Origin of the sequence: Sulfitobacter sp. EE-36 (assembly GCF_000152605.1) — a bacterium.
Lineage (GTDB): Bacteria > Pseudomonadota > Alphaproteobacteria > Rhodobacterales > Rhodobacteraceae > Sulfitobacter > Sulfitobacter pontiacus.
Map to the genome: position 1 here is coordinate 1,492,900 of NZ_CH959310.1, position 20,040 is coordinate 1,512,939.

Consider the following 20,040-nt stretch of genomic DNA (forward strand, 5'->3'; position numbering starts at 1 on the left):
GTCGTCGCGCTAGGCTACTGCCTCGATCCGCAATGGCATGGCAAATCGGGTGCCGAATTTCATCGCTTGGACTTCGCCGCGCCACACAAGGTCTCCACCTGAAATTCCCGTTGGAAATCCCATGTAGTTCTCGATCCGGCTGGAGGTGCCTGCCTGCCCACCGATGGCGATATCTTCTGCGACGACGGCAGATAGTCCCTCGGCACCAGCATACACCCCTGCGGCTACGCCCGCAGGCCCGCCCCCGACAATCAGGACATCGACCACTTCGCCGTTCGGGATCACCAGTTCAAGCCCCAATGTCCGAGCGAGCTTTTCCGGCGTCGGATCGTAAATCACCTCACCGCCAAAAATCACCGCAGGGCCACAACCTTGTAGATCACAGCTTGTGCGTTCCGCGTCGGCCTCGGCGCTTTCAAGATCAATCAGTTGCGCCGCGATCCGGTTGCGCTGTGCAAAGACGGCGATCTTCTGAATATCTTTATCAACATCCGCGCCGATCAACTTGAGCTCGGTTTGTCCATGCTCGATGTTTCCGCGGCGTCTGGCGGCAAAAACAGTCAAAATTATGTCGCTCATCTCGGGGATGCGGGACATCAGTTTGATCAGGTCTGCGTTTTTGACCGCGATCACCGTCGAGGTTTCACACGCCCTCATCTGGATCATTGACACCGCACCGGACAGCGTCCCGATTTCACCGGTAAATTGGGATGGCCCCATCGTGGCAGCGATTGTCCGCTCCTGCGTAATCGGATGCACAACCTCTATCTCGCCGCTTTCAATATAAAGCAATTCCTCCAGCGGATCACCGGGTCGAATGATCGTGTCGCCTGCGGCATACGTCCGTATCGTTCCAACCTGTCGCAGCGCTTCGACATGGTCCGCATGCAAGGGCGTCCGCTGCATCTGACTAAGATCGTTCGCAAAGCTTTCCATGCTTAGCATCCCTTTTAGCTATTTGTTGGTTGCTCTCGGCGCGTCGCACCCCCGTTGATGAGAATAAACGCATGATGCACAGACGCTCAACGAACCTTATGTTACAGGCATGCCGCACGTTATTTCCGTCGCATATCCGGGCGGCCTGAACCGCCCGAATATATCACTATGTCAAGGGACAACCCGGCCTTAGAACGGCGCGAAATTGTCAAATTCTTCCGTTGGTACGGACCACCTGTCCTTGGCCGAGATTTGCGGCGTCGGGGTGCTGCCATGCGGAATTTGTCCGTGTTGACCATACAGCCACAGAACAAAGTTATAGCGTTCGCCTTCAGTGATCGGCTCGGACGCGTGGGGGACGCTGCCGTGGTGGATCAGGGCGGTGCCGGGTTCAAACGTAAGTTTTTCAACGCGGCGTGAAACCGGATCGATGAAGCTGACGGCCGAACCGGAGTACCATTCATCGGGCAGGTTCAGGTTGATGTTCAATGTCACCGCAGAGGCATCGGAATGAGGGCGCAGGGACGTATCTTTGCTGGCCTGCCACCGGATAGAGAACCCGAATGTTTGTGTGTCGTAGCCTACAACGTCAGGAAATAGCAGACGAGACACGGGCCGCATGTAGGCGTCCATCATCTCGCGGTAGAAGCCCTGAAACCCGGGCGCGGCAAGATACCCTTCGGAGCGCGGGTCAAGCATGGCACCACCGCGGTTCAGCACGATCCCGTAAGGGGGGCGCAATGGGATGTCCGCATCTGCAACGCCGTCAAGGTATTCACGCAGGGCCGCAAGGCGTTCGACATCAAAGAATTGCGCGCGATAGACTCCGGGGAAGACTTCTTCCCACAGGTCCTTGACCGCACCTTCGGCTGTCGGATCTACCCAAGCTTGTTCCACAGCCGCGCGCAGTTTCGGATCGAAAATAGAGCTGTCGAGCTGAGGCAGTTTAGCCTCGTTCTCCGTCTGCCATTCTGACCAAGCGCGTTCAAACAGATCGCGGTTCTGGCTCCAGAATTGTTGGACAGAGAGCTCGCGGTTGAGCATTTGTTCCCGGCTTGGGCGCGCAATGGCACGGGCTTGTTGAAGAGATGAAAGGGTCATTTAGAAGCATCCTTCTTATGTTGGAGCAGGTTTGATAAGCAACACTTATTGATCTCCATTCGCTTGATAAACGGGCATAATTTGTAATCAAAATTCGGGTAATGGATATAATCATCAGTTCGGGTTGGGACGCCGTTTTTCTTCAAAATTCTATTTCGGAAAAACGCATGGCGCGGCGAGCCGAAGCCCGCCGCGCCATGCCGAACGCGCCTTGTTGTGCGTTATACGTCTACGACCACCTTGCCGATTGCCTTGCCGCTGGCAAGCCGGTCATAGGCTGCACCGACCTCCTCAAGGGTAAACTGGGGCTCATCCACCACCGGTTTCAATGCGCCGCTATCAACCAGCTTAGCCAGTTCGGCCAGAATTGCACCGTGGTCTGCGCGGTCTTTGTCATGCAACATCGGGATCAGCATGAAAACGACATGCAGTGAGGCACCCTTGAGGTGGGCGGGGGACAGGTCAAGCTCTGCCAGCGCGAGCGTCGTGGCCACATGGCCGTTCAAGGCGACCGCGTTGAACGAGTTCGTCAGGTTGCCAGCGCCGACTGTATCCAGCACCGCGTCGAAACCTTTGCCGTCAGTATGCTTGGCGACGTAGTCCTCGACGGACTCCGCCTTGAAATCGATCGCTTCGGCACCAAGGTCGCGCACAACGGATAGGCGTTCATCGCCGCTGTCGGTGGCATAGACATCAGCGCCGAACTCACGCGCCAATTGCACGCCGATGTGCCCGACACCGCCGGAACCGCCATGGACAAGCACCTTCTGGCCTTTGCCAACGCCAGCCCGCTTGAGCCCCTCATAAGCGGTGATCCCGACCAAAGGGATCGCGGCTGCTTCACGCATGGATAGGGATTTCGGCTTTTTCGTGATCAGCCGTGCATCAGCCGGCATGTATTCCGCCAGAGCGCCCTGAAGGTTGGCCAGACCACCGGCGCAGCCATATACTTCGTCGCCCACGGCGAAACCGGTCACACCCTCGCCGACTTCTTCAATCGTGCCAGCAAAATCCATGCCCAAAACAGCAGGTGTAGCGGGGGCAAAACCAAGGTCCGTGCCCATATTGCGGATCATCATGTCGATTGTGTTAATACTGGTTGCCTGAACGCGAACAATCACATGACCGGTGTCTGCGGTTGGTTTGGGCAGCTCGGTCAATGCAAAGGCGGAGTTGGGTCCGTATTCGGAGAGGGCCATGGTTTTCATCGGATTTTCCTTTCAATGTGTTTGTTGACACAGAACTAACAGGTCTGAATATTTGGGTAATCGGTGCAATCCGGAGTTCAGTTTTCGGATTCTGAAGGTAATGCTGTCATCTGCGCGTGGACGGCGACCAAACAGAAAGAACCGCACCGTGAATACGGGCGCGGTTCTTGAGTAGTGCCCTTAAAAAGGGGAGTTTAGTTGATGTCTTGAACCTTCATGACCAGATCGCCCCAATTGCGTTGGTTCTCGATGTCGTGCTCAAGCCCTTGTTCGTCAGCCACTGTGAAACGCTTGATGGCCGGGGTTTTGCTGGTCGCTTGATAAAGCCAATAGGCCTCTGCCTTCAGGGCTTCTTCAATTGGTTTGTCGATAGATTCGTAAACCATCTGCTTACAAGCGTTAATCGAAGCCGCGGGAAATTTGGAAATGCGCTGCGCAAGCGCGTCAACGTAGGGGCCGATCTCATCGGGCTCAAGCGCCTTGTTAATCGTGCCGAACCGTTCCGCATCATCTGCGTCGTAATCATTTGCGCTAAGGATAATTTCCAACGCTTTGCCCAAACCGGTTTGACGGGCCATACGAGACGCGCCGCCTCCACAGGGCAGAATGCCCATGCCGACTTCCATTTGCATAAACTTGTACTTGCCACGCGCGGCGAACCGCATGTCGAGCGCCAGTGCCAGTTCATGGCCTCCGCCACGTGCAAACCCTTCCAGCTTCGCAATGGTCGCTTGCGGCACCCTGCTAATCCGTTCGCACACCATTTGTAGGTCAAGCAATACCGCGTTTTCGCGCGAAACGGCTTCGATCGCCATATCTTTAAGAAGCTCCGTATCGTAATGCGCCACCCAGATTTCGGGGTGCGCCGACTGGAAGATTACAACCTTTGTATCGCGGTCCCGCTCAAGCCGCATGGCAAGGCTGTTCAGGTCGGCGAGCATCTCTTGTCCCTGAACGTTGACCGTTCCATAATCGAACGTCACGGTAGCGATGGCATCTTTGACATCGACGCTAAACGTTGTGAAATTCTCGTACTTCATAGCATCTCTCCGTTGTGGTGCCCTGTTTTGCGCAGGGCTTGAATTGTGAGCCGAAGCTCTTTTTCGTGCCCCTATGATGAGATGATCCAAATTTTGGATAAACGGGGATGAAGTGAGCTACAGAATTCGGATTTTGAATATAAATTGCGTGCCGCTTTAATGCTGAGTCGATGGCCGTCTTTCTTCGACCTGCAGAGCAGTTCCTGCTCAAGGTGCACCACAATCTGGCTCAATCTGTCTCACGGTGAGACAGTTTGCGCGATCAAGCCCCGCGTGGGCGTCAGCACCGTTGTTCTGCGGCCTAACAGGATCAATCCTCACCATAGCGTTAATGCGGCAGGGAGAGGCCGCGCACATGGGAGGAGGAATTCATGTCACCAACACGCGAAGAACAGCATTGGATGTATCGCAATATGGTCACGAGCCGGAGGTTCGATGAGGCCATTGCGAAGATCTATTTCGAGGGTAAATCACCGGCGTTCAACATGGCCAACGGGCCGATCCCGGGTGAAATGCATCTGTCCGACGGGCAGGAGCCAGTGGCGGTGGGGGTTTGTGCGCACCTGACTCCCGAGGATGTGGTCACAGCCACCCACCGTCCACACCATCAGGCCATCGCCAAAGGCGTCGATCTGGACAAAATGGCCGCCGAGATCTTCGGCAAGAAAACCGGCTTATCCGGTGGTCGCGGCGGGCACATGCATCTGTTTGATGATAATGTGAACTTTGCCTGCTCCGGTATTATCGCGCAGGGCATGGGCCCCGCCGTCGGTGCGGCGCTCAGCCGCAAGATGCAAGGCAAGCCGGGCGTTGCCGTGGCCTTCGTCGGTGAAGGCGCGGTGAACCAGGGCGGTTGGCACGAGGCGATGAACCTCGCTGCCGTTTGGAACCTGCCTTTTATCTGCGTGGTCGAGGATAACGGCTGGGGCATTTCTGTCGCCAAAGAAACCGCCAGCAGCATCGGCAGCCATGCAGACCGCGCGGCGGCTTATGGCATCCCTGGCAAACGGATTGAGGGCAACGACCCCTATGCCATCTTTGAAGCAGCAGGCGAGGCGATTGCCCGAGCACGAGCGGGTGAAGGCCCATCGCTGCTGGAATGTGAAACCTACCGTTTAGCGGGCCACTTTATGGGTGACGCCGAGGCCTATCGCCCCGAAAGGGAAAAGGACGCGCTGTTTGAAAAAGATCCGATCCCGAAAATGAGGGAAAGATTGCTCGCCGAAGGGGCTGCCAGCGAGGCGGACTTGGACACGATCGAGGAAGAATCTGCTGCGCGCGTTGATGCCGCGATCAAGTTCGCCCGCGAAAGCGATGATGCAGCCCCCGAAGATGCGCTGACGCGCGTGTTCGCAGCATAAACGGGAGGGAGAGACATGACCAAATCGAACGAGAGAAAACTGACCATCGCCCGCGCTATGGCCGAAGCCACCGCACAGGAAATGTGCATCGATCCCTCCGTCTTTGTGATGGGCGAGGACATCGGCCCTCTGGGTGGCGTCTATGGCAACACCCGTGGGTTAATCGAGGAGTTCGGGGCGGAACGCATCCGCGACACGCCGATTTCGGAAACTGCCTTTATCGGTGCCGCTGTTGGTGCGGCGCAGGATGGCATGCGTCCGGTGGTCGAACTGATGTTCGTCGACTTCTTTGGCGTCTGCTTTGATGCGATCTACAATCTGATGGCCAAGAACATCTATTTCTCCGGCGGCAACGTGAAAGTGCCAATGGTTCTGATGACATCAACCGGTGGTGGCTATTCCGATGGCGGCCAGCATTCGCAGTGTCTGTACGGCACCTTTGCCCACCTGCCCGGAATGAAGGTTGTTGCCCCATCCAATGCCTATGACGCCAAAGGGTTGATGACGGCCGCCATGCGCGACGACAGTCCGGTGGTTTACATGTACCACAAGGGGCTGCAGGGCATGGGTTGGCTTGGCACCGAGGCGGGGGCGACTGTGCATGTGCCGGAAGAGCCCTACACACTGGAAATCGGCAAGGCCAAGGTTGTGCGCGAAGGCAAGGACGTATCCATCGTCAGTTGCGGCATGGGCGTTCACAACGCGCTGAAGGCCGCCAAGAAACTCGAAGAACAAGGCGTCAGTGCCGAGGTTGTCGATCTTGTCAGCCTTGTCCCACTGGACCGTGACACCATCCGCGCCAGCGCCGCCAAGACCGGCAGGCTGATCGTCGTGGACGAGGACTATATGAGCTACGGCCTGTCCGGCGAAATCATCGCCTCCGTGACCGAGCATGATATCTCGGTTCTCAAGGCCGCGCCGAAACGCGTTGCCTTCCCCGATGTGCCGATCCCATTCGCGCGGGCGATGGAGCAGTTCTGCCTGCCCAACACTGACAAGATCGTCGCTGCCTGGGACGAGATGCAAGCGGCCTGAGCCGAACCAAAACCAACAAATCACTAATTAACGGGGTCGCATGCAGCGCGACCCCGAACAGGAAAGGACACCTAAAATGGCAACAGATATCGTCATCCCATCCGACCTCTGGGAAGAGGACGAAGAAACAGTGATCACCGGCTGGCTTGCTGATGATGGCGCGACCGTCGAAGAAGGCGCGTTGGTGGTCGAGATTATGACCGCCAAGGTGCAATACGAGATTAACGCACCGGCTTCTGGCACCCTGCGGATCAAGGAAGAGGCCGATGCCGTTGTGCCCAAGGGCGCCGTCATCGGGTCGGTCGAATGACCAAGGTCGTCCCTCTCAAAGGCGTGCGCGGCATGATCGCGGATGCCATGGTGAAAAGCCTCGCGACAGGCGCGCAACTGACCCACCACGGCAGCGCCGATGCGACGGCGCTGATGACCGAAAAAACACGCTTGGGCGCGGCAGGTACCAAGATATCTGTTGAGGATCTCTTGATGCTGGCCGTGGTGCGCGCCCTGAAAAAGAACCCCGATGCAAACGGACGTGTCGAGGGGCGCGAGGTGCATCTGTCTGATGCGGTTGACCTGTCGGTGGCTATCGCCTTGCCCGGCAATCTGTTGGTCGCCCCTGCCATGTTCGGTGCCGATGCGATGGATGTAACCGAATTGCGTGCGGCGCGGCAGGATCTGGCCACGCGGGCCAAGATCAACAAGCTGACCGTGACAGAAATGACGGGCGGCACATTCACCGTCTCCAACCTCGGCCTGACGCGGGTGGAACATTTCACGCCGATCATCAACGCGGGGCAAATCTGCATCCTTGGTATTGGGCGCATTACGGATCGCGCGGTACGGGGCGAGGATGGCTTGATCGAACTGCGCCCCCATGTGGGCCTTTCGCTGACATTCGATCACCGCGCGCTTGATGGCGCACCGGCGGGTGATCTGCTGACCTCGATCTGCGAAGAGATCGAAAGGATGGCGGTGTGAACGCACCTCTCACATATGTGGAGGGCGTGGCCGAGGGGCTTGCCCTTGAGGCAGCGGCCTTCGCGGCGCAAGGCGCTGTAACCTGTCTCTGGAGCCCACGCCGCCGCGCGCTTGTCTGTCCGGCAAGCCTGAAGCTCAAGCCCGGATTTGACACGGCGAAGCGTAATTCAGCCGCGCGCGGCTGGCCGTTACATCTGCGCCCCACGGGCTGCGGCGCGGTCCCCCAAGGGCCGGGGGTGTTAAACCTCGCGCTGGCGTTTACCGCTGATCGGACGTTCTCCATCGAGGATGGATACCGCCTGATCACACGGCTCATTCAGAATGCAATCCCCGCCGGTTGGGCGACGGGTGCGACCCCGAACAGCTTTTGTGACGGGGCGTGGAACCTGTCCTTGAAGGGCCGCAAAGTCGTTGGCACGGCACAGCGCATACGTCCTGTTGGCAACGGGCAGCGCCGCATTTTGGCACATGCGCTGATTTTGGTGGAGGGCGATCTGGCCACCGGGGCAGCAGCCGTCGATGCGTTTCAGCGTGACCTTTCCCTTGGCCCAATTGACGCAGGTGTTCACACGACGTTGGACAGGGCCATCCCGTCGCAGCGTGATCCGATGAACACATTGGCCGCATCACTCGATGAAATAGCACAGCGCGACACTCTGCGCGCAACACAGCATTTAGGTCGCCGAGCGGCCTGAACCCAAACCCGCGTTAACAACAAGGGTAATCGATACCAAAGAGGAGGAACCAACCCATGACAGCCTATTCAGTTCTGGCCGTGACACCCACCGACGACAGCTGGATCCCCGGCTATATCGAGCCGGTCGGCAAGATCATCGCCAAACATGGCGGCAAGTATATTGCGCGCACAACCAGCCACGAACAGGTCGAGGGGGAAGACCAGCCCGCAGCCCTGCGCGTGATCCTTGAATGGCCGAACACGCAAGCCGCCCGCGATTTTGTGAATGATCCGGACTACGCGCCCTATCTTGAAGCTCGCCACAAGGGATCGACCAGCTTCCATTTCATTATCGACGGCAAGGACGAGCTTGCCTGAGAACCTTAAGATACCCAGCGGTGTCCTTGCGAATTCCGCTACTGCCGACGGCCTGTGAGGACGCCAAGAAAAGCCTAATAAACCCACAATGTGAGTGTGATCTGTACTCTATCACACCTCGCACGTGAGGCTCGGCAAAATGATGCACACATGCCTTCTGACCGCCTTTGACAGGCGGTCCTTTTTTACGCGACGGTGGGCCGGCCTGCTTCAGGTCGGCCGCCGGATCTCGTACATTTTCAGTTTCCGGTTAATCGTTGCGCGCCCCATTCCAAGTATGCGAGCAGCTTCGCTGACATTCCACCGACTGTTGCTGAGCGCATCAAGGATCATGCTGCGTTCGTCATAGGCGGTTACCGGACTGTCGGGTACAATGGCGCAAACCGGTTCCGGTATCGCAGAGGTCAGAGGAGCGCCAACACAGGCTTGTTGCAAATCAAGCAGGTTGATCCGGTTGTCCTGCGCCGTTGCCAATGCGTTCTAAAGCACGCCGCGCATTTCGCGGACATTGCCATGGAACGGTAGGCGACAAAGCGCATCTTTGGCCTCGGCACTGAAGGTGACGTTACAACCAGTCAGCTGCGCGCACAGGGCCTGGGCCAGAACCTCTGGATGTTCACGCCTGCGGAGAGGGGGCAGGAAGACCTTTGAGCCTGTTAGAAGATAAACTAGGTCGTCTCTGAAATGCCCCGCGTTGACGGCGTCTATCAAAGGTTTGCGGCTGGTGGAAACCACACGCAGGCGGCTGTCATGCCCAGGGTCACCCGTTTGGTGGCGGTGTTCTTCCTGTTCATTCAGGAAACGTCGCAGCTCTGCCTGCGAAGTGCGCGGCAACTCGTCCACATTGTCAAACACCAAGGTCGCGCGGACGCCCTTGCCATAGGACATTCTTGAAACGACGCGGGCTTGCTCAATGACCCTGCGCAAATGGTCTGTGTCGGCGTCACAGTCGCCAAGCGTCGCACAATCCAGATCGAAAACCGGTGCGTCAGGGGCATCGGTTTGCAGCAATGCGGCCACAAGCGCGGATTTCCCGGTCCTGGTTTCGCCTTCCAGATGCAGCATGGCTGTGTCTTCCAACATGGTTCGCGCACGGCGACAGGCGGCAGCCATGCTATGACTTCCGGTCGCCAACTGCTGTAGCGATGGTGGCAAGCGCTGTTTTCGCGCAGGGCCGGGCGGCAGCGGCTTGGACACCCGTTGGGGTGCGGCGGTCGTTGGCAAAGCAACCGTCAGGTTCACGGCGGCCCCATGATTGGCTGGAATCGAAAGTACCCTCTCGGGCACATTCACCAGCCGATTGTTGTCGACGTGAAAGATCGCCTCGAACGCCTTCCCCCTCAGCGATGCAGCGCTTGCACCTTCAAGGCAGGCGGAAACGGTCGAAGTGGCGCCGATAATCATTCCTGCCTCGTTCACGGCGACCAATGCATCTTCGGATAGGACGTGATCACGCCCCACACGCGAGACCGTCACAAGCATCGCGTCGTTGAATTGCTTTTCAAACAGGTTGCGCTGAATGCGATGCGCGGTCTTTGCCAACAGCTGCTGCCCAAACAGATAATCCGCGCGATTGCCCCGATCGACAGAGACAAGATTGATTGCACCAATCATCCCCCCGTTGGCATCCAGCACCGGAACGCCGGTACAGGCGAACTGTCTGAGCGTCGAAAAGTAATGATCCGCACCGCGCACAGTGATTGCGTGGCCCGTCCGCAAGGCCATGGATACGCCGTTTGTACCGGCCACGCGTTCGTCCCAACATGACCCAAGGGCGATGCCGTTCCATCCGTCAGAGTCACTCGTCGCCCCGCTATGCTCAATCCGAACAGAGACGCCATCGGCGTCGGTGACAACCAGACAATGACCGATTTCGCCCGCGACCGAAGCAAGATGTTGAAAGAAGCCCTGCCTGCCGCCGGTGCTCTCGACAATCTGTTCAAGTCGGGGGGGCAACTTCGGAGGATTGGAGGCGCATGATAGGCCGCCCGGTATCGTGCCGCAGGTTATACTGCCGCGCACACCGGTCCCAGGACGCGGCAATCGCATCCGTTTGATTTGAGGTAATGAAACCTCTCATCACGTCTCCTCCCGACTCTTAGCTTAATGCGCAATCCCCTTGATCGGCAAACGTTTTGGGACGCCTCAGGCGCCAGCCAGCTCACGAATAGCCGCCATCAGTTGCGCGACATGTGCGCGGTCGGCTGCGGCGGGATGGGGCCGTGCGATGCGTCCGGCATCGTTGTCGTAATACTGCCCCGAGGCGTTGGCGAATTCCTCGGACACTGCCGCACGGCGCAGGATGTCCGCCCCGATCCGCAGGTCATTGCCCGCCATTCCATAGGATTCCTTGACCATTTTTGTGGCAAGAAGAGACCCCGGGTTGACCGAGACAAACATCGGCCCGTCGGGGTGTTCGCGCGCCAATTCCTGCGACCAGATTGTCAACGCCAGCTTGCTTTGCGCGTAAGCTTCGTTGTGGCCAAGCTGTTGCTCAACGCGCATGGCCTTGATGTTGACGGGCGCTTGTGCTGCTGAGGAAAGGCTCACCACGCGACCGTCTTTTGGGATGATCGGCAGCAGACCAACGGTCAAAGCCCAAGGCGCGATTGCGTTGACCATGAAACGCACGTCCAGCCCGCTGTCCGTCTGTGTGTTGGGAACCTTCAGAACACCGGCATTGTTGATCAACACATCTAGGGTGTCATGTTTGGCACGGACATCTGCCACCAAGGCGTTAACATCCCCCAGCAGCGAAAGGTCAGCCCGGTAGGTTTCCGGATTGCCCCCGACCTCGCGTGCCGCGGCTTCCAACTTGTCCGCGCTGCGCCCGTGCAACAGGACGTTGTGGCCCTCGGCAGTCAGCGTCTTGGCTGTCAAAAGGCCGATCCCGTCCGTCGCGCCGGTGATAAGAATTGTCTTGGTCATGTGAACGTCTCCTCAGGTGTGCAAGGCGCGGCTGGGCGCTCTTTAATAGCGAACCAACGTACGGCTCTCGATGCTTTGGCGGGGCGCCGTGACTGTCGGGTCCTCGACCAGATCAATCGCACTGTGGCCAACGCAGGGGCGGCCGGAATTGTCGTAGATGTTGAAAAACGCGACCTCGTCCGGCGTCATCCGTGAGCGGTAAACCCATTCGTGCGCGTCGTCTTTTGCCAACCCCATCACCTGACCTTTGCGATCGGGGTAGATCAAGTCAATCACGATCCAATCTGCGTCTCTGACCGTCGACGGCCGAATGAAGCCAAGAGGTGCAGAATTGATCGGGTTCGCGATCGGGCGCCAGACGTTGATAAAGGCATAATGACCCTGCGCCCATTCATCGGCCTGTCCAGGGCCAAGAATATCCACAAGACGCCTTTCTGCACCCTCGCGGCTATAATCGCTGTGGACGTGGCGGGCCGGGCGGCGCTTGGCCTGCGGATCATCGATGCGTACCGTATGATCAAAGGTGATCACCTCTTTTGCGCCAACTTCCTGTTTCAATAGATCGGCCAGTTCGGCATCATATTGGCTTTGCCAATTGCCACCTTTGAAATCCACTATAGCCGTTGGGGAGTTGGTAAAAGCAAAGCCATCCTCTGCAAAATCCGTGGCGGCCTCGCAGTTCCGTTGATCCTTCACTGCGATCTTGGCAGCGAAAAACTCTGGCTCGATGAGGTTGCCAGCAACGCCATCCACATCAATTTCGAACGCCTGCCGAAACGGCTTGTGGACGTGATAATTTACGGTTCCGGTCTGTGTCATCAGAGCTTCCTTTCCATCATGATCGGGCCAGTCTGCGCGGCGGATTACCCCAAAAGCCTTGAGTTGATGTCATCCTTAGGAAGCGAATTTATACCTTGTTTTTCGCGCAATAAACTGCCGAGAGTGGAGTTCACTTTCTTGATTTTGGGTATAATTGATGGACAGCGATCACCTGCGATTGTTCGTAATGGCAGCAGAGCGGCTCAATATCAGCGCTGCGGGTCGTGAACTTGGCCTTGCACCTGCCGTGGCAAGCGCCCGCCTTGCCAAGTTGGAAACCGAGCTTGGGGTGGAGCTGCTACGCCGCACCACCCGCAAGGTTTCATTGTCACTGGAAGGGGCGGATTTTCTACCCAATGCCCGCGAAATTCTCGCGCAGTCAGAGGCCGCACAGGCGGCGTTGGGCGGCAAGGGTGTCGGTGCCCATGGCACCTTGCGCTTTGCCGCGCCCAGCAGTTTCGCACAGTTGCACATCATGCCACTCTTACCCGAATTCCAAACCCTTTTCCCCGATTTGACGCTGGACTTGCGCCTGTCGGATACCAGCTTTGATGCCATCGAAGGCAGTTTTGATTTGGCCCTTAGAGCAGCCCCTAGATTTGTAGGCGCTTTCTTCCCTAACTTTGAGGCAAGGAAGCCGTTATGGGGAAGCCAAATTTCAGTGACGATTTCAAGCGCGATGCCGTCCATCAGATAACAGTGCGGGGGTATGCCGTTCGCGAGGTTTCACAACGGTTGGGCGTCAGTACATATTCGCTCTACAAATGGATGAAGCTCTACGCAAAAGCTGCGTCACAGACATCATCTGTTGACCATGAAGCTGAGAACCGCAGGCTCAAGCGTGAGTTGGCCCGTTTGGCCGGGATCCGCGCAGAGATCGGGTATAAACGTAAGCCGGGCAAGTATGGTGGAAGGCCGTCAGTCGTCGTCGACAACACGTTAGACCGGCAGTTTGATGTAACAGCGCCAGACACCGCCTGGGTGTCAGATATCACCTACATCAAAACCTATGAGGGGTTTCTCTATCTGGCGGTTATCATCGACCTCTACTCACGACGTGTGATCGGCTGGGCGACACAATCGCGGCAACCAACAGACCTCGTGCTGCAAGCCTTTCTGATGGCTGTCTGGCGACGCAAACCTAAGCGACGCGTCCTGATCCACACGGATCAAGGCTTGACGAATATAGGAGCTTCAATGCGGTCGCTGAGAGCTTCTTCAACCTGCTCAAACGGGAACGCGTCCGGGAAACCCAAGCTGCCCCGGGCACCATTTAAACTCTCCGTTGAAAACTTTCCCGCCGTAGACGCCCGCATTGGCTCCTTCCGCTTCCGATGACCCTCCGGCTTGCAGTTTCCGCTTCTTGGCGCGAGGTTGCGGTCGTGGGCGTTCGCTTTGGGAGAGGCGGCGTGGACAGCATATTTGGGGGAGGACAGACCGATGGCGGTTGATGCGGGGCGGTTGACGGATTTTGCGACGGCTATTTTGGCGCATGCAGGGAAGGATGCAGGGCGGGCGGCGAAGGTTGCGGCGCGGTTGGTGGGGGCTAATCTGGCGGGGCATGACAGCCACGGGGTGGGGATGATACCCGCCTATGTGGACGGTATTCTTGCAGGGCAGTTGGACGCTGCGGCCGATATCGAGCTGGTGCAGGACAAGGGGCCGTTCCTCTTGGTCGATGGCAACCGTGGCTTTGGCCATATCGTGGCAGAGCAGGCGATGACGCTGGCGATTGATCGTGCGCAGACCCACCATTTCGCGATGCTGTCCTTGCGCAACAGCTTCCACCTTGGGCGGTTGGGCGACTGGGGCATCATGGCGGCGGAGGCGGGGTTTATCTGCATCCTTTACGCGAATGTTCAGTCCGCGCGCCCCCTGGTGGCACCGTTCGGCGGCAGTGATGCGCGGTTTGTCACCAATCCTTATTGCACGGCGATACCGGCGACCGAAAAGCATCCGATGTTTGTACTGGATATGGCGACCAGTACCATCGCCATGGGCAAGGCGCGTGTGGCTCAGCTTAGCGGCAAGCCTGCGCCCGAAGGGGCGTTGATTGATGCGCAGGGCAATGCCACGCGCGATCCGTCGGTGGTATTTGACGGTGCGGGCGGGGCGTTGACGGCCTTCGGGCAGCATAAAGGGTTCGGGCTCGCCTTGCTGGGGGATATCTTGGGTGGATCGTTCAGCGGGGGCGGGGCCTATGCGCCCGAGCGCGAGGTCCCCGACCGGATCGTGAACAATATGATGGCCATCTTGATCGATCCGAATGTCTTTGGTCTTGCGCAAAGCTTTGGTGTGGATGTGGACAGCTATACAGATTGGGTCAAGGCATCCCCCGCAGCGCCCGGAACGGCGGGGGTGCAATTCCCCGGCGACCCCGAAAGGCGCAGTACGGCAGAGCGATCGGCCAAGGGTATTCCGCTGGATCCAGGCACATTGGCGCAACTGTCGGAGGCGGCGCGCAAGGCGGGTGTTCCCGCGTCAGAACATCTTTGCTCTACCTCTGATTGACGCCACCCTGCGCAATCGCGCCTCTCGCGGTCTTTTGTTGACTCACGGAAAGGCGCGCTCTTATCCTTTTCCACAGGGCGGAACCACGTTTCACAAGAAAACGGGCCGCTAACCCTGCCGCAAACGCGAATGTTTTGCGCCGCAGGATTTTCTGGGAGGAAAGATATGAACGTATTGAAGACGACGGTCGTGGCATTTGGGTTCACGGCTTCCATGGGGGTCGCGCAGGATCTGGACCTGCCGCGCCAATTGAGCTGGACGGCCTATGACACCGGGTCGGCGGGCTATAATCAGGCCGTGGCAATCGGTGCTGCGTTGCAAGATGCCGCGGGGGTGAACCTGCGCGTGCTGCCGGGCAAGAACGACGTGTCGCGCACAGAGCCATTGCGACAGGGGCGGGTTGAATTCTCGGCCACGGGTGTGGGCGGTAGTTTTATGGCGCAGGAAGGTGTGTTTGATTTCGGGGCCGAAAACTGGGGCCCGCAGCCGATCCGTGTGCTGCTGGCGAACAACGGCGGCGCGATCAACCTTGCGGTCGGTGTCGCGGGCGATCTGGGGATCGAGACCTATGCCGACCTCAAGGGGAAGCGCGTGTCCTATATCGTGGGTGCCCCTGCGTTGAACGTGAACACCGAAGCCTATCTGGCCTATGGCGGCTTGACATGGGACGATGTGGAGCGGGTTGATTTCGGGGGGTTCGGGGCCAGCTGGACCGGCCTGATCGAAGGGCAGGTCGATGCGGCTTTTGCGTCGACCAATTCGGGCAAGGCATATGAGGCCGAAGCGGGGCCGCGCGGGCTGTTCTGGCCGCCGATTGATCCCGACGACACCGAGGGTTTCGCCCGCATGCAGGAAATTGCCCCCTTCTTCACGCTGAACAAAGCCAAGGTCGGGGCCACCATCGACGGGACCGACGGCTATCAGGGCGCGGGCTATGCCTATCCGGTGCTGACCTCGATTGCGGCCACGGACGAAGCGCTGGTCTATAATATGACCAAGGCGATGGTAGAGTTGTTCCCGAAATATGACGGCAATTCCCCCGGCATCGGTGGCTGGGCGCTGGACAAGCAGAACATGGAATGGGTGGTGCCCTACCACGAAGGGGCGATCCGCTATTTCGAAGAAGTGGGCGCTTGGTCCGACACCGCGCAGGCGCATAACGACAACCTCGTGAAACGCCAAGAAGCGCTGGCCGCGGCATGGGAAGCGACGAAAGCGTCTAACCCTTCAGACTGGGAAGCCGCCTGGTCCGAGGCGCGCCGCAAGGCCTTGGCAGACGGCGGGTTCTCTGTCGTTTTCTAAACCTTTCGAAAGTTCGGGGCGGGCTGGTCATGGTGCCGGCCCGTTCCTGCTGTGCCTCTTACCGGCCCGTACCCCCTAATATGAAAGCGTTTTTATGACCGATCCCGATACATCGCGCGCCCCGCAGCCGAAGTTCGAGGAGGTGGCGATTGACGGTGCCACCCCGGCGGAGCGGATCTCGGGGGTGGCACGTTGGGTCGTGGTGATCACCACGCTGCTGTCGCTGGTGCTGGTGGTGAACCAGCTTTTCAACCTTCAGCTTTTCGGGATTGTGCTGATCGACGGGCGGTATCTGTATATCCTCGGGGGGATGTTCCTGGCGTTGACGTTCCTGATCTTTCAGGCCCGCGGCGGCAAGGGGGGGGAGCCGACACTGCTGGACTGGGTGCTGTTTGCCGCTTCGGTCGGGACCACGGGCTATCTGGCGCAGACCGCGCAGCAGAACCTGTCGCAGGGGTGGGAATATGCAGCCCCTGAAACGGCGCAATATGTCTCGGTCATATTCTTCTTTCTGATCCTGGAGGCAACGCGACGGGCAGGGGGGCTGGTGCTGTTCCTGATTGTCACTCTCTTTGCGTTCTATCCAACCTTCGCGGGCCACGTGCCGGACCCGTTTTCGGGCTTTCAAAGCACGTTTCTGCAAACGGTACCTTATCATATCTATTCCGCCGAAAGCTCTTTCGGCATTCCGATGAAGGCGTTCGGCGGCGTTGTCATCGGCTTCATCCTGTTCGGCGCGGTGCTGCAACGGACCGGCGGCGGGCAGTTTTTCAATGATCTGGCGCTTGGACTCGTGGGCGGCTACCGCGGGGGCGCGGCGAAGGTCTCTATCTTTGCCAGCGGCTTTATGGGGTCGATGTCTGGCTCTGTCATTTCGAATGTTTTAACCACGGGGGCGGTGTCGATCCCCGCGATGCGCAAGACCGGGTTCTCGGCCAAGACCGCCGCCGCGACAGAGGCCTGCGCCTCGACTGGCGGGGTATTGATGCCGCCGATCATGGGGGCGACGGCCTTTGTCATGGCGTCCTTCCTGTCACGCCCCTATGTCGAAATCGCGCTGGCCGCCGCCATTCCGAGCATTCTGTTCTACTGGGGGCTTTTCGCGCAGATCGACGCCTACTCCGCGAAACGCGGGCTGCGCGGATTGCCCAAGCCCGACCTGCCACGGCTGCGACAGGTGATGATAGAGGGCTGGCCCTATATCTTCGTTTTCGCGCTGCTGCTCTATATGATGATCGGGCTGCGGCAGGAATCCTCTGCGCCATTCTATGCGACGGCGCTGCTGTTGGTTGTGAACCAGTTCCGCGCCAGCCATCGTCTGAACCTGAGCCGCCTTGGCAATATGATCGTCGGTGTCGGCATGGGGCTGTCAGAACTGACCGCGATCCTGCTGGGCGTCGGGCTGATCGTGGGGTCGTTCTCGGCCACGGGGCTGGCGGGCACATTGGTGAACGAGCTGGTGTTTCTTGCCGGCGACAGCACGTTGATCCTGTTGCTGATGGGGGCGATCACCGCCTTTATCTTCGGCATGGGGATGACGGTGACCGCCTGCTATATCTTCCTTGCGGTGGTGCTGGCCCCCGCGCTTGAGGCCGGCGGGCTGAACCAACTGGCAGTGCATCTGTTCATTCTCTACTGGGGCATGGTCAGCTATATCACACCTCCGGTAGCGCTTGGCGCTTTCGCGGCCTCTACCATGGCAGGGTCCAACCCGATTGCCACGGGGTTCGAGGCGATGCGCCTTGGCGGTGTGATCTATATCGCGCCCTTCTTCTTTGTGCTGAACCCTGCGTTGATTGGTCAGGCCCCCGCGTGGGAGGTCGTCGTCGCGCTCAGCTGTGCGATGATCGGGGTGACCCTGATCTCGGCGGCGCTGCAGGGGTACATCAGCCTTGTCGGCCCGATTGAAGGCCGTGGGGCGCTGCCGATGCGGGTGGCGCTGTTCTTTGGCGGCGTTCTGATCGCCATGCCGCAGAACGATCTGGCCGGTTTGGGCTACAGCCTGTCCTTTCTCATCGGGGTCGCCCTTTGTGCGCTGCCGATGTTGCGGGCGTGGCAGGCGACCTCCGCCGCGCGCGTCACCCCCTAAGTGGAAGGTGCTGGCGCGCGCTTGTCGCGCGCCTTTCCCCGCAGCCGTGTGCCTGCCGGTTACATTTTAAGCGATCCCGATCTTTGGTGCCAAAAAATGAGGCGCAGCTAGGGGCGTGTCCTGTGACATGCCATTTTTTCTAGCGACTCCGCCACTGCCCTAGGCATCTTGGCCTTGTGCCGACACAGGCAACACCGTCGCACGGCAAGCGATCCTGGCAGATGTGACAAGCCATGCGACGATCACAACAATACGCTGCGCCTCCTGTCTAACGTGCTTGGGGGCCCCGGAAAAGTGCGTTCTGACGCGCGGGGTAGCAGCGCCAACAGGGGATAGAAGATGACAACATTCACCAAACTCGCCGCCTGCGCGACCGCTGCATTGATGGGCTCCACCTCGCTGGTGATGGCGCAGGACTGTGCCGATCCGGTCAAGGTCGGCGTGCTGCACTCGCTGTCGGGGACCATGGCGATTTCCGAGACGACGCTGAAAGACACCATGCTGATGTTGATCGACGCGCAGAACGAAAAGGGTGGCGTATTGGGCTGCGAGATCGAGGCGGTCGTGGTTGACCCTGCCTCCGACTGGCCTTTGTTCGCAGAGAAGGCGCGCGAGCTGCTGACCGTGAACGAGGTCGACGTGATCTTTGGCAACTGGACCTCTGTGTCGCGCAAATCCGTGCTGCCCGTGATTGAAGAGCTGAACGGCCTGCTGTTCTACCCCGTGCAATACGAGGGCGAGGAATCATCCAAGAACGTGTTCTACACGGGTGCCGCGCCCAACCAGCAGGCGATCCCTGCGGTTGATTACTTCCTCGAAGAGCTGGGGGTCGAGAAATTCGCCCTGCTCGGGACCGACTATGTCTACCCGCGTACCACCAATAACATTCTGAAATCCTATCTGATGTCCAAAGGCATTGCCGAAGAAGACATCTTTGTGAACTACACCCCGTTTGGCCATTCCGATTGGGCCACGATCGTGGGCGATGTCGTGGCACTGGGCCAGGACGGCAAGCAGGTGGGCGTTGTGTCGACCATCAACGGTGACGCGAACATCGGTTTCTACAAAGAGCTCGCCGCGGCGGATGTATCTGCGGATGATATCCCCGTCGTTGCCTTCTCGGTGGGCGAGGAAGAGCTGTCGGGGCTCGATACATCGAACCTTGTCGGGCATCTGGCGGCGTGGAACTACTTTATGTCCGCAGACACCCCTGCAAACGCTGAATTCATCGAACAATGGAAAACATCCATCGGCGACGACAAACGCGTGACCAATGACCCGATGGAGGCGCATTACATCGGCTTCAACATGTGGGTGAATGCGGTTGAACAGGCTGGCACCACCGATGTCGATGCCGTGCGCAGCGCGATGTACGGGCAGACCTTCCCGAACCTGACCGGCGGCACCGCCGAGATGCTGGTGAACCACCATCTGTCCAAACCCGTGCTGATCGGCGAGATCACGGCAGACGGTCAGTTCGACATCATCAGCCAGACCGATCCGGTGCCCGGCGATGCCTGGACAGACTTCCTGCCCGAAAGCGCTGTGCTGACCTCCGATTGGAAAGATCTGGAATGCGGTATGTACAACACCGAAACGGAAACCTGCGTTCAGCTGACCTCTAACTACTGATCCTGAACGCCGGGGCGGGCAGGCTGACTGGCCGCCCCATCACCTT

19 protein-coding genes and 1 pseudogene are annotated in these 20,040 nt (G+C 58.7%); 12 read left to right on the forward strand and 8 right to left on the reverse strand.

The window, feature by feature from the left end:
- Window positions 1–9 precede the first annotated feature (9 nt).
- The 4 genes from EE36_RS17710 to EE36_RS09860 form a co-directional block, all read right to left on the reverse strand.
- The gene (locus tag EE36_RS17710; protein ID WP_005851820.1) at window positions 10–936 is read right to left on the reverse strand and encodes a cyclic nucleotide-binding domain-containing thioredoxin-disulfide reductase; all 927 of its coding nucleotides are present in this window, start codon (window positions 934–936) and stop codon (window positions 10–12) included.
- A gap of 189 nt (window positions 937–1,125) precedes the next feature.
- Complete coding sequence (locus tag EE36_RS09850) at window positions 1,126–2,037, reverse strand: hypothetical protein (RefSeq protein ID WP_005851822.1); 912 nt, start codon at window positions 2,035–2,037, stop codon at window positions 1,126–1,128.
- 221 nt (window positions 2,038–2,258) lie between these two features.
- Complete coding sequence (locus EE36_RS09855) at window positions 2,259–3,245, reverse strand: zinc-dependent alcohol dehydrogenase family protein (protein WP_005851824.1); 987 nt, start codon at window positions 3,243–3,245, stop codon at window positions 2,259–2,261.
- Between the two features lie 194 nt (window positions 3,246–3,439).
- Complete coding sequence (locus tag EE36_RS09860) at window positions 3,440–4,285, reverse strand: enoyl-CoA hydratase/isomerase family protein (protein ID WP_005851826.1); 846 nt, start codon at window positions 4,283–4,285, stop codon at window positions 3,440–3,442.
- A gap of 371 nt (window positions 4,286–4,656) precedes the next feature.
- Here EE36_RS09860 and EE36_RS09865 point away from each other — a divergent pair, with 371 nt between their 5' ends.
- The 6 genes from EE36_RS09865 to EE36_RS09890 all read left to right on the forward strand — a co-directional run bounded on the left by EE36_RS09865 (window position 4,657) and on the right by EE36_RS09890 (window position 8,713).
- Window positions 4,657–5,646: a thiamine pyrophosphate-dependent dehydrogenase E1 component subunit alpha gene (locus EE36_RS09865; RefSeq protein ID WP_254655569.1), complete on the forward strand. Its 990-nt coding sequence runs from the start codon at window positions 4,657–4,659 to the stop codon at window positions 5,644–5,646.
- 15 nt (window positions 5,647–5,661) lie between these two features.
- Window positions 5,662–6,681, forward strand: a complete 1,020-nt coding sequence (locus EE36_RS09870) for an alpha-ketoacid dehydrogenase subunit beta (protein WP_005851829.1) — start codon at window positions 5,662–5,664, stop codon at window positions 6,679–6,681.
- A 76-nt stretch (window positions 6,682–6,757) separates the two neighbouring features.
- On the forward strand, window positions 6,758–6,991 hold the full coding sequence (locus tag EE36_RS09875) for a biotin/lipoyl-containing protein (protein ID WP_005851830.1): 234 nt from the start codon (window positions 6,758–6,760) through the stop codon (window positions 6,989–6,991).
- Entirely contained in the window at window positions 6,988–7,659 is a 672-nt protein-coding gene (locus EE36_RS09880) for a 2-oxo acid dehydrogenase subunit E2 (protein ID WP_005851832.1), read from the forward strand. The genes EE36_RS09875 and EE36_RS09880 overlap by 4 nt, the downstream gene beginning before the upstream one ends.
- Complete coding sequence (locus tag EE36_RS09885; protein ID WP_005851834.1) at window positions 7,656–8,354, forward strand: hypothetical protein; 699 nt, start codon at window positions 7,656–7,658, stop codon at window positions 8,352–8,354. Before EE36_RS09880 ends, EE36_RS09885 begins: the two co-directional genes overlap by 4 nt.
- 56 nt (window positions 8,355–8,410) lie before the next feature.
- A complete protein-coding gene (locus EE36_RS09890) occupies window positions 8,411–8,713 on the forward strand; it encodes a DUF1330 domain-containing protein (protein ID WP_005851835.1) in 303 nt (100 codons plus the stop codon).
- A 210-nt stretch (window positions 8,714–8,923) separates the two neighbouring features.
- Here EE36_RS09890 and EE36_RS17760 read toward each other — a convergent pair whose 3' ends face one another.
- The 4 genes from EE36_RS17760 to EE36_RS09905 form a co-directional block, all read right to left on the reverse strand.
- Complete coding sequence (locus tag EE36_RS17760; RefSeq protein ID WP_198005502.1) at window positions 8,924–9,046, reverse strand: helix-turn-helix domain-containing protein; 123 nt, start codon at window positions 9,044–9,046, stop codon at window positions 8,924–8,926.
- Between the two features lie 147 nt (window positions 9,047–9,193).
- Window positions 9,194–10,408, reverse strand: a complete 1,215-nt coding sequence (locus tag EE36_RS09895) for a sigma 54-interacting transcriptional regulator (protein ID WP_198005485.1) — start codon at window positions 10,406–10,408, stop codon at window positions 9,194–9,196.
- A gap of 450 nt (window positions 10,409–10,858) precedes the next feature.
- Window positions 10,859–11,641, reverse strand: coding sequence for an SDR family NAD(P)-dependent oxidoreductase (locus tag EE36_RS09900; protein WP_005851839.1), 783 nt, complete (start codon window positions 11,639–11,641; stop codon window positions 10,859–10,861).
- 42 nt (window positions 11,642–11,683) lie between these two features.
- The gene (locus EE36_RS09905; protein ID WP_005851840.1) at window positions 11,684–12,460 is read right to left on the reverse strand and encodes a CmcJ/NvfI family oxidoreductase; all 777 of its coding nucleotides are present in this window, start codon (window positions 12,458–12,460) and stop codon (window positions 11,684–11,686) included.
- Between the two features lie 157 nt (window positions 12,461–12,617).
- On the opposite strand from EE36_RS09905, the gene EE36_RS09910 reads away from it, so the two are divergent.
- From EE36_RS09910 to urtA, 6 genes and pseudogenes are all read left to right on the forward strand, one after another.
- Window positions 12,618–13,157: a LysR family transcriptional regulator gene (locus tag EE36_RS09910; RefSeq protein ID WP_005851841.1), complete on the forward strand. Its 540-nt coding sequence runs from the start codon at window positions 12,618–12,620 to the stop codon at window positions 13,155–13,157.
- Window positions 13,103–13,707, forward strand: a pseudogene (locus tag EE36_RS17335) (DDE-type integrase/transposase/recombinase); the annotation flags it as partial. The gene EE36_RS09910 and the pseudogene EE36_RS17335, both read left to right, overlap by 55 nt.
- Before the next feature lie 193 nt (window positions 13,708–13,900).
- Complete coding sequence (locus EE36_RS09920) at window positions 13,901–14,971, forward strand: malate/lactate/ureidoglycolate dehydrogenase (RefSeq protein ID WP_005851844.1); 1,071 nt, start codon at window positions 13,901–13,903, stop codon at window positions 14,969–14,971.
- A gap of 165 nt (window positions 14,972–15,136) precedes the next feature.
- Entirely contained in the window at window positions 15,137–16,273 is a 1,137-nt protein-coding gene (locus EE36_RS09925) for a TAXI family TRAP transporter solute-binding subunit (RefSeq protein ID WP_005851845.1), read from the forward strand.
- A 94-nt stretch (window positions 16,274–16,367) separates the two neighbouring features.
- Window positions 16,368–18,362: a TRAP transporter fused permease subunit gene (locus tag EE36_RS09930; RefSeq protein WP_005851847.1), complete on the forward strand. Its 1,995-nt coding sequence runs from the start codon at window positions 16,368–16,370 to the stop codon at window positions 18,360–18,362.
- Window positions 18,363–18,701: 339 nt separating this feature from the next.
- Entirely contained in the window at window positions 18,702–19,994 is a 1,293-nt protein-coding gene (urtA, locus tag EE36_RS09935) for an urea ABC transporter substrate-binding protein (RefSeq protein ID WP_005851848.1), read from the forward strand.
- Window positions 19,995–20,040: the final 46 nt, after the last annotated feature.

Bases quoted from the DNA above. Each gene is read 5' to 3' on its own strand.
- EE36_RS09860 (WP_005851826.1), bottom strand. From the start codon at position 4,285: ATGAAGTACGAGAATTTCACAACGTTTAGCGTCGATGTCAAAGATGCC.
- EE36_RS09850 (WP_005851822.1), bottom strand. From the start codon at position 2,037: ATGACCCTTTCATCTCTTCAACAAGCCCGTGCCATTGCGCGCCCAAGC.
- EE36_RS09875 (WP_005851830.1), top strand. From the start codon at position 6,758: ATGGCAACAGATATCGTCATCCCATCCGACCTCTGGGAAGAGGACGAA.
- EE36_RS09865 (WP_254655569.1), top strand. From the start codon at position 4,657: ATGTCACCAACACGCGAAGAACAGCATTGGATGTATCGCAATATGGTC.
- EE36_RS09870 (WP_005851829.1), top strand. From the start codon at position 5,662: ATGACCAAATCGAACGAGAGAAAACTGACCATCGCCCGCGCTATGGCC.
- EE36_RS09880 (WP_005851832.1), top strand. From the start codon at position 6,988: ATGACCAAGGTCGTCCCTCTCAAAGGCGTGCGCGGCATGATCGCGGAT.
- EE36_RS09905 (WP_005851840.1), bottom strand. From the start codon at position 12,460: ATGACACAGACCGGAACCGTAAATTATCACGTCCACAAGCCGTTTCGG.
- EE36_RS09855 (WP_005851824.1), bottom strand. From the start codon at position 3,245: ATGAAAACCATGGCCCTCTCCGAATACGGACCCAACTCCGCCTTTGCA.
- EE36_RS09920 (WP_005851844.1), top strand. From the start codon at position 13,901: ATGGCGGTTGATGCGGGGCGGTTGACGGATTTTGCGACGGCTATTTTG.
- EE36_RS09930 (WP_005851847.1), top strand. From the start codon at position 16,368: ATGACCGATCCCGATACATCGCGCGCCCCGCAGCCGAAGTTCGAGGAG.
- EE36_RS09900 (WP_005851839.1), bottom strand. From the start codon at position 11,641: ATGACCAAGACAATTCTTATCACCGGCGCGACGGACGGGATCGGCCTT.
- urtA (WP_005851848.1), top strand. From the start codon at position 18,702: ATGACAACATTCACCAAACTCGCCGCCTGCGCGACCGCTGCATTGATG.
- EE36_RS17760 (WP_198005502.1), bottom strand. From the start codon at position 9,046: ATGATCCTTGATGCGCTCAGCAACAGTCGGTGGAATGTCAGCGAAGCT.
- EE36_RS17710 (WP_005851820.1), bottom strand. From the start codon at position 936: ATGGAAAGCTTTGCGAACGATCTTAGTCAGATGCAGCGGACGCCCTTG.
- EE36_RS09925 (WP_005851845.1), top strand. From the start codon at position 15,137: ATGAACGTATTGAAGACGACGGTCGTGGCATTTGGGTTCACGGCTTCC.
- EE36_RS09910 (WP_005851841.1), top strand. From the start codon at position 12,618: ATGGACAGCGATCACCTGCGATTGTTCGTAATGGCAGCAGAGCGGCTC.
- EE36_RS09890 (WP_005851835.1), top strand. From the start codon at position 8,411: ATGACAGCCTATTCAGTTCTGGCCGTGACACCCACCGACGACAGCTGG.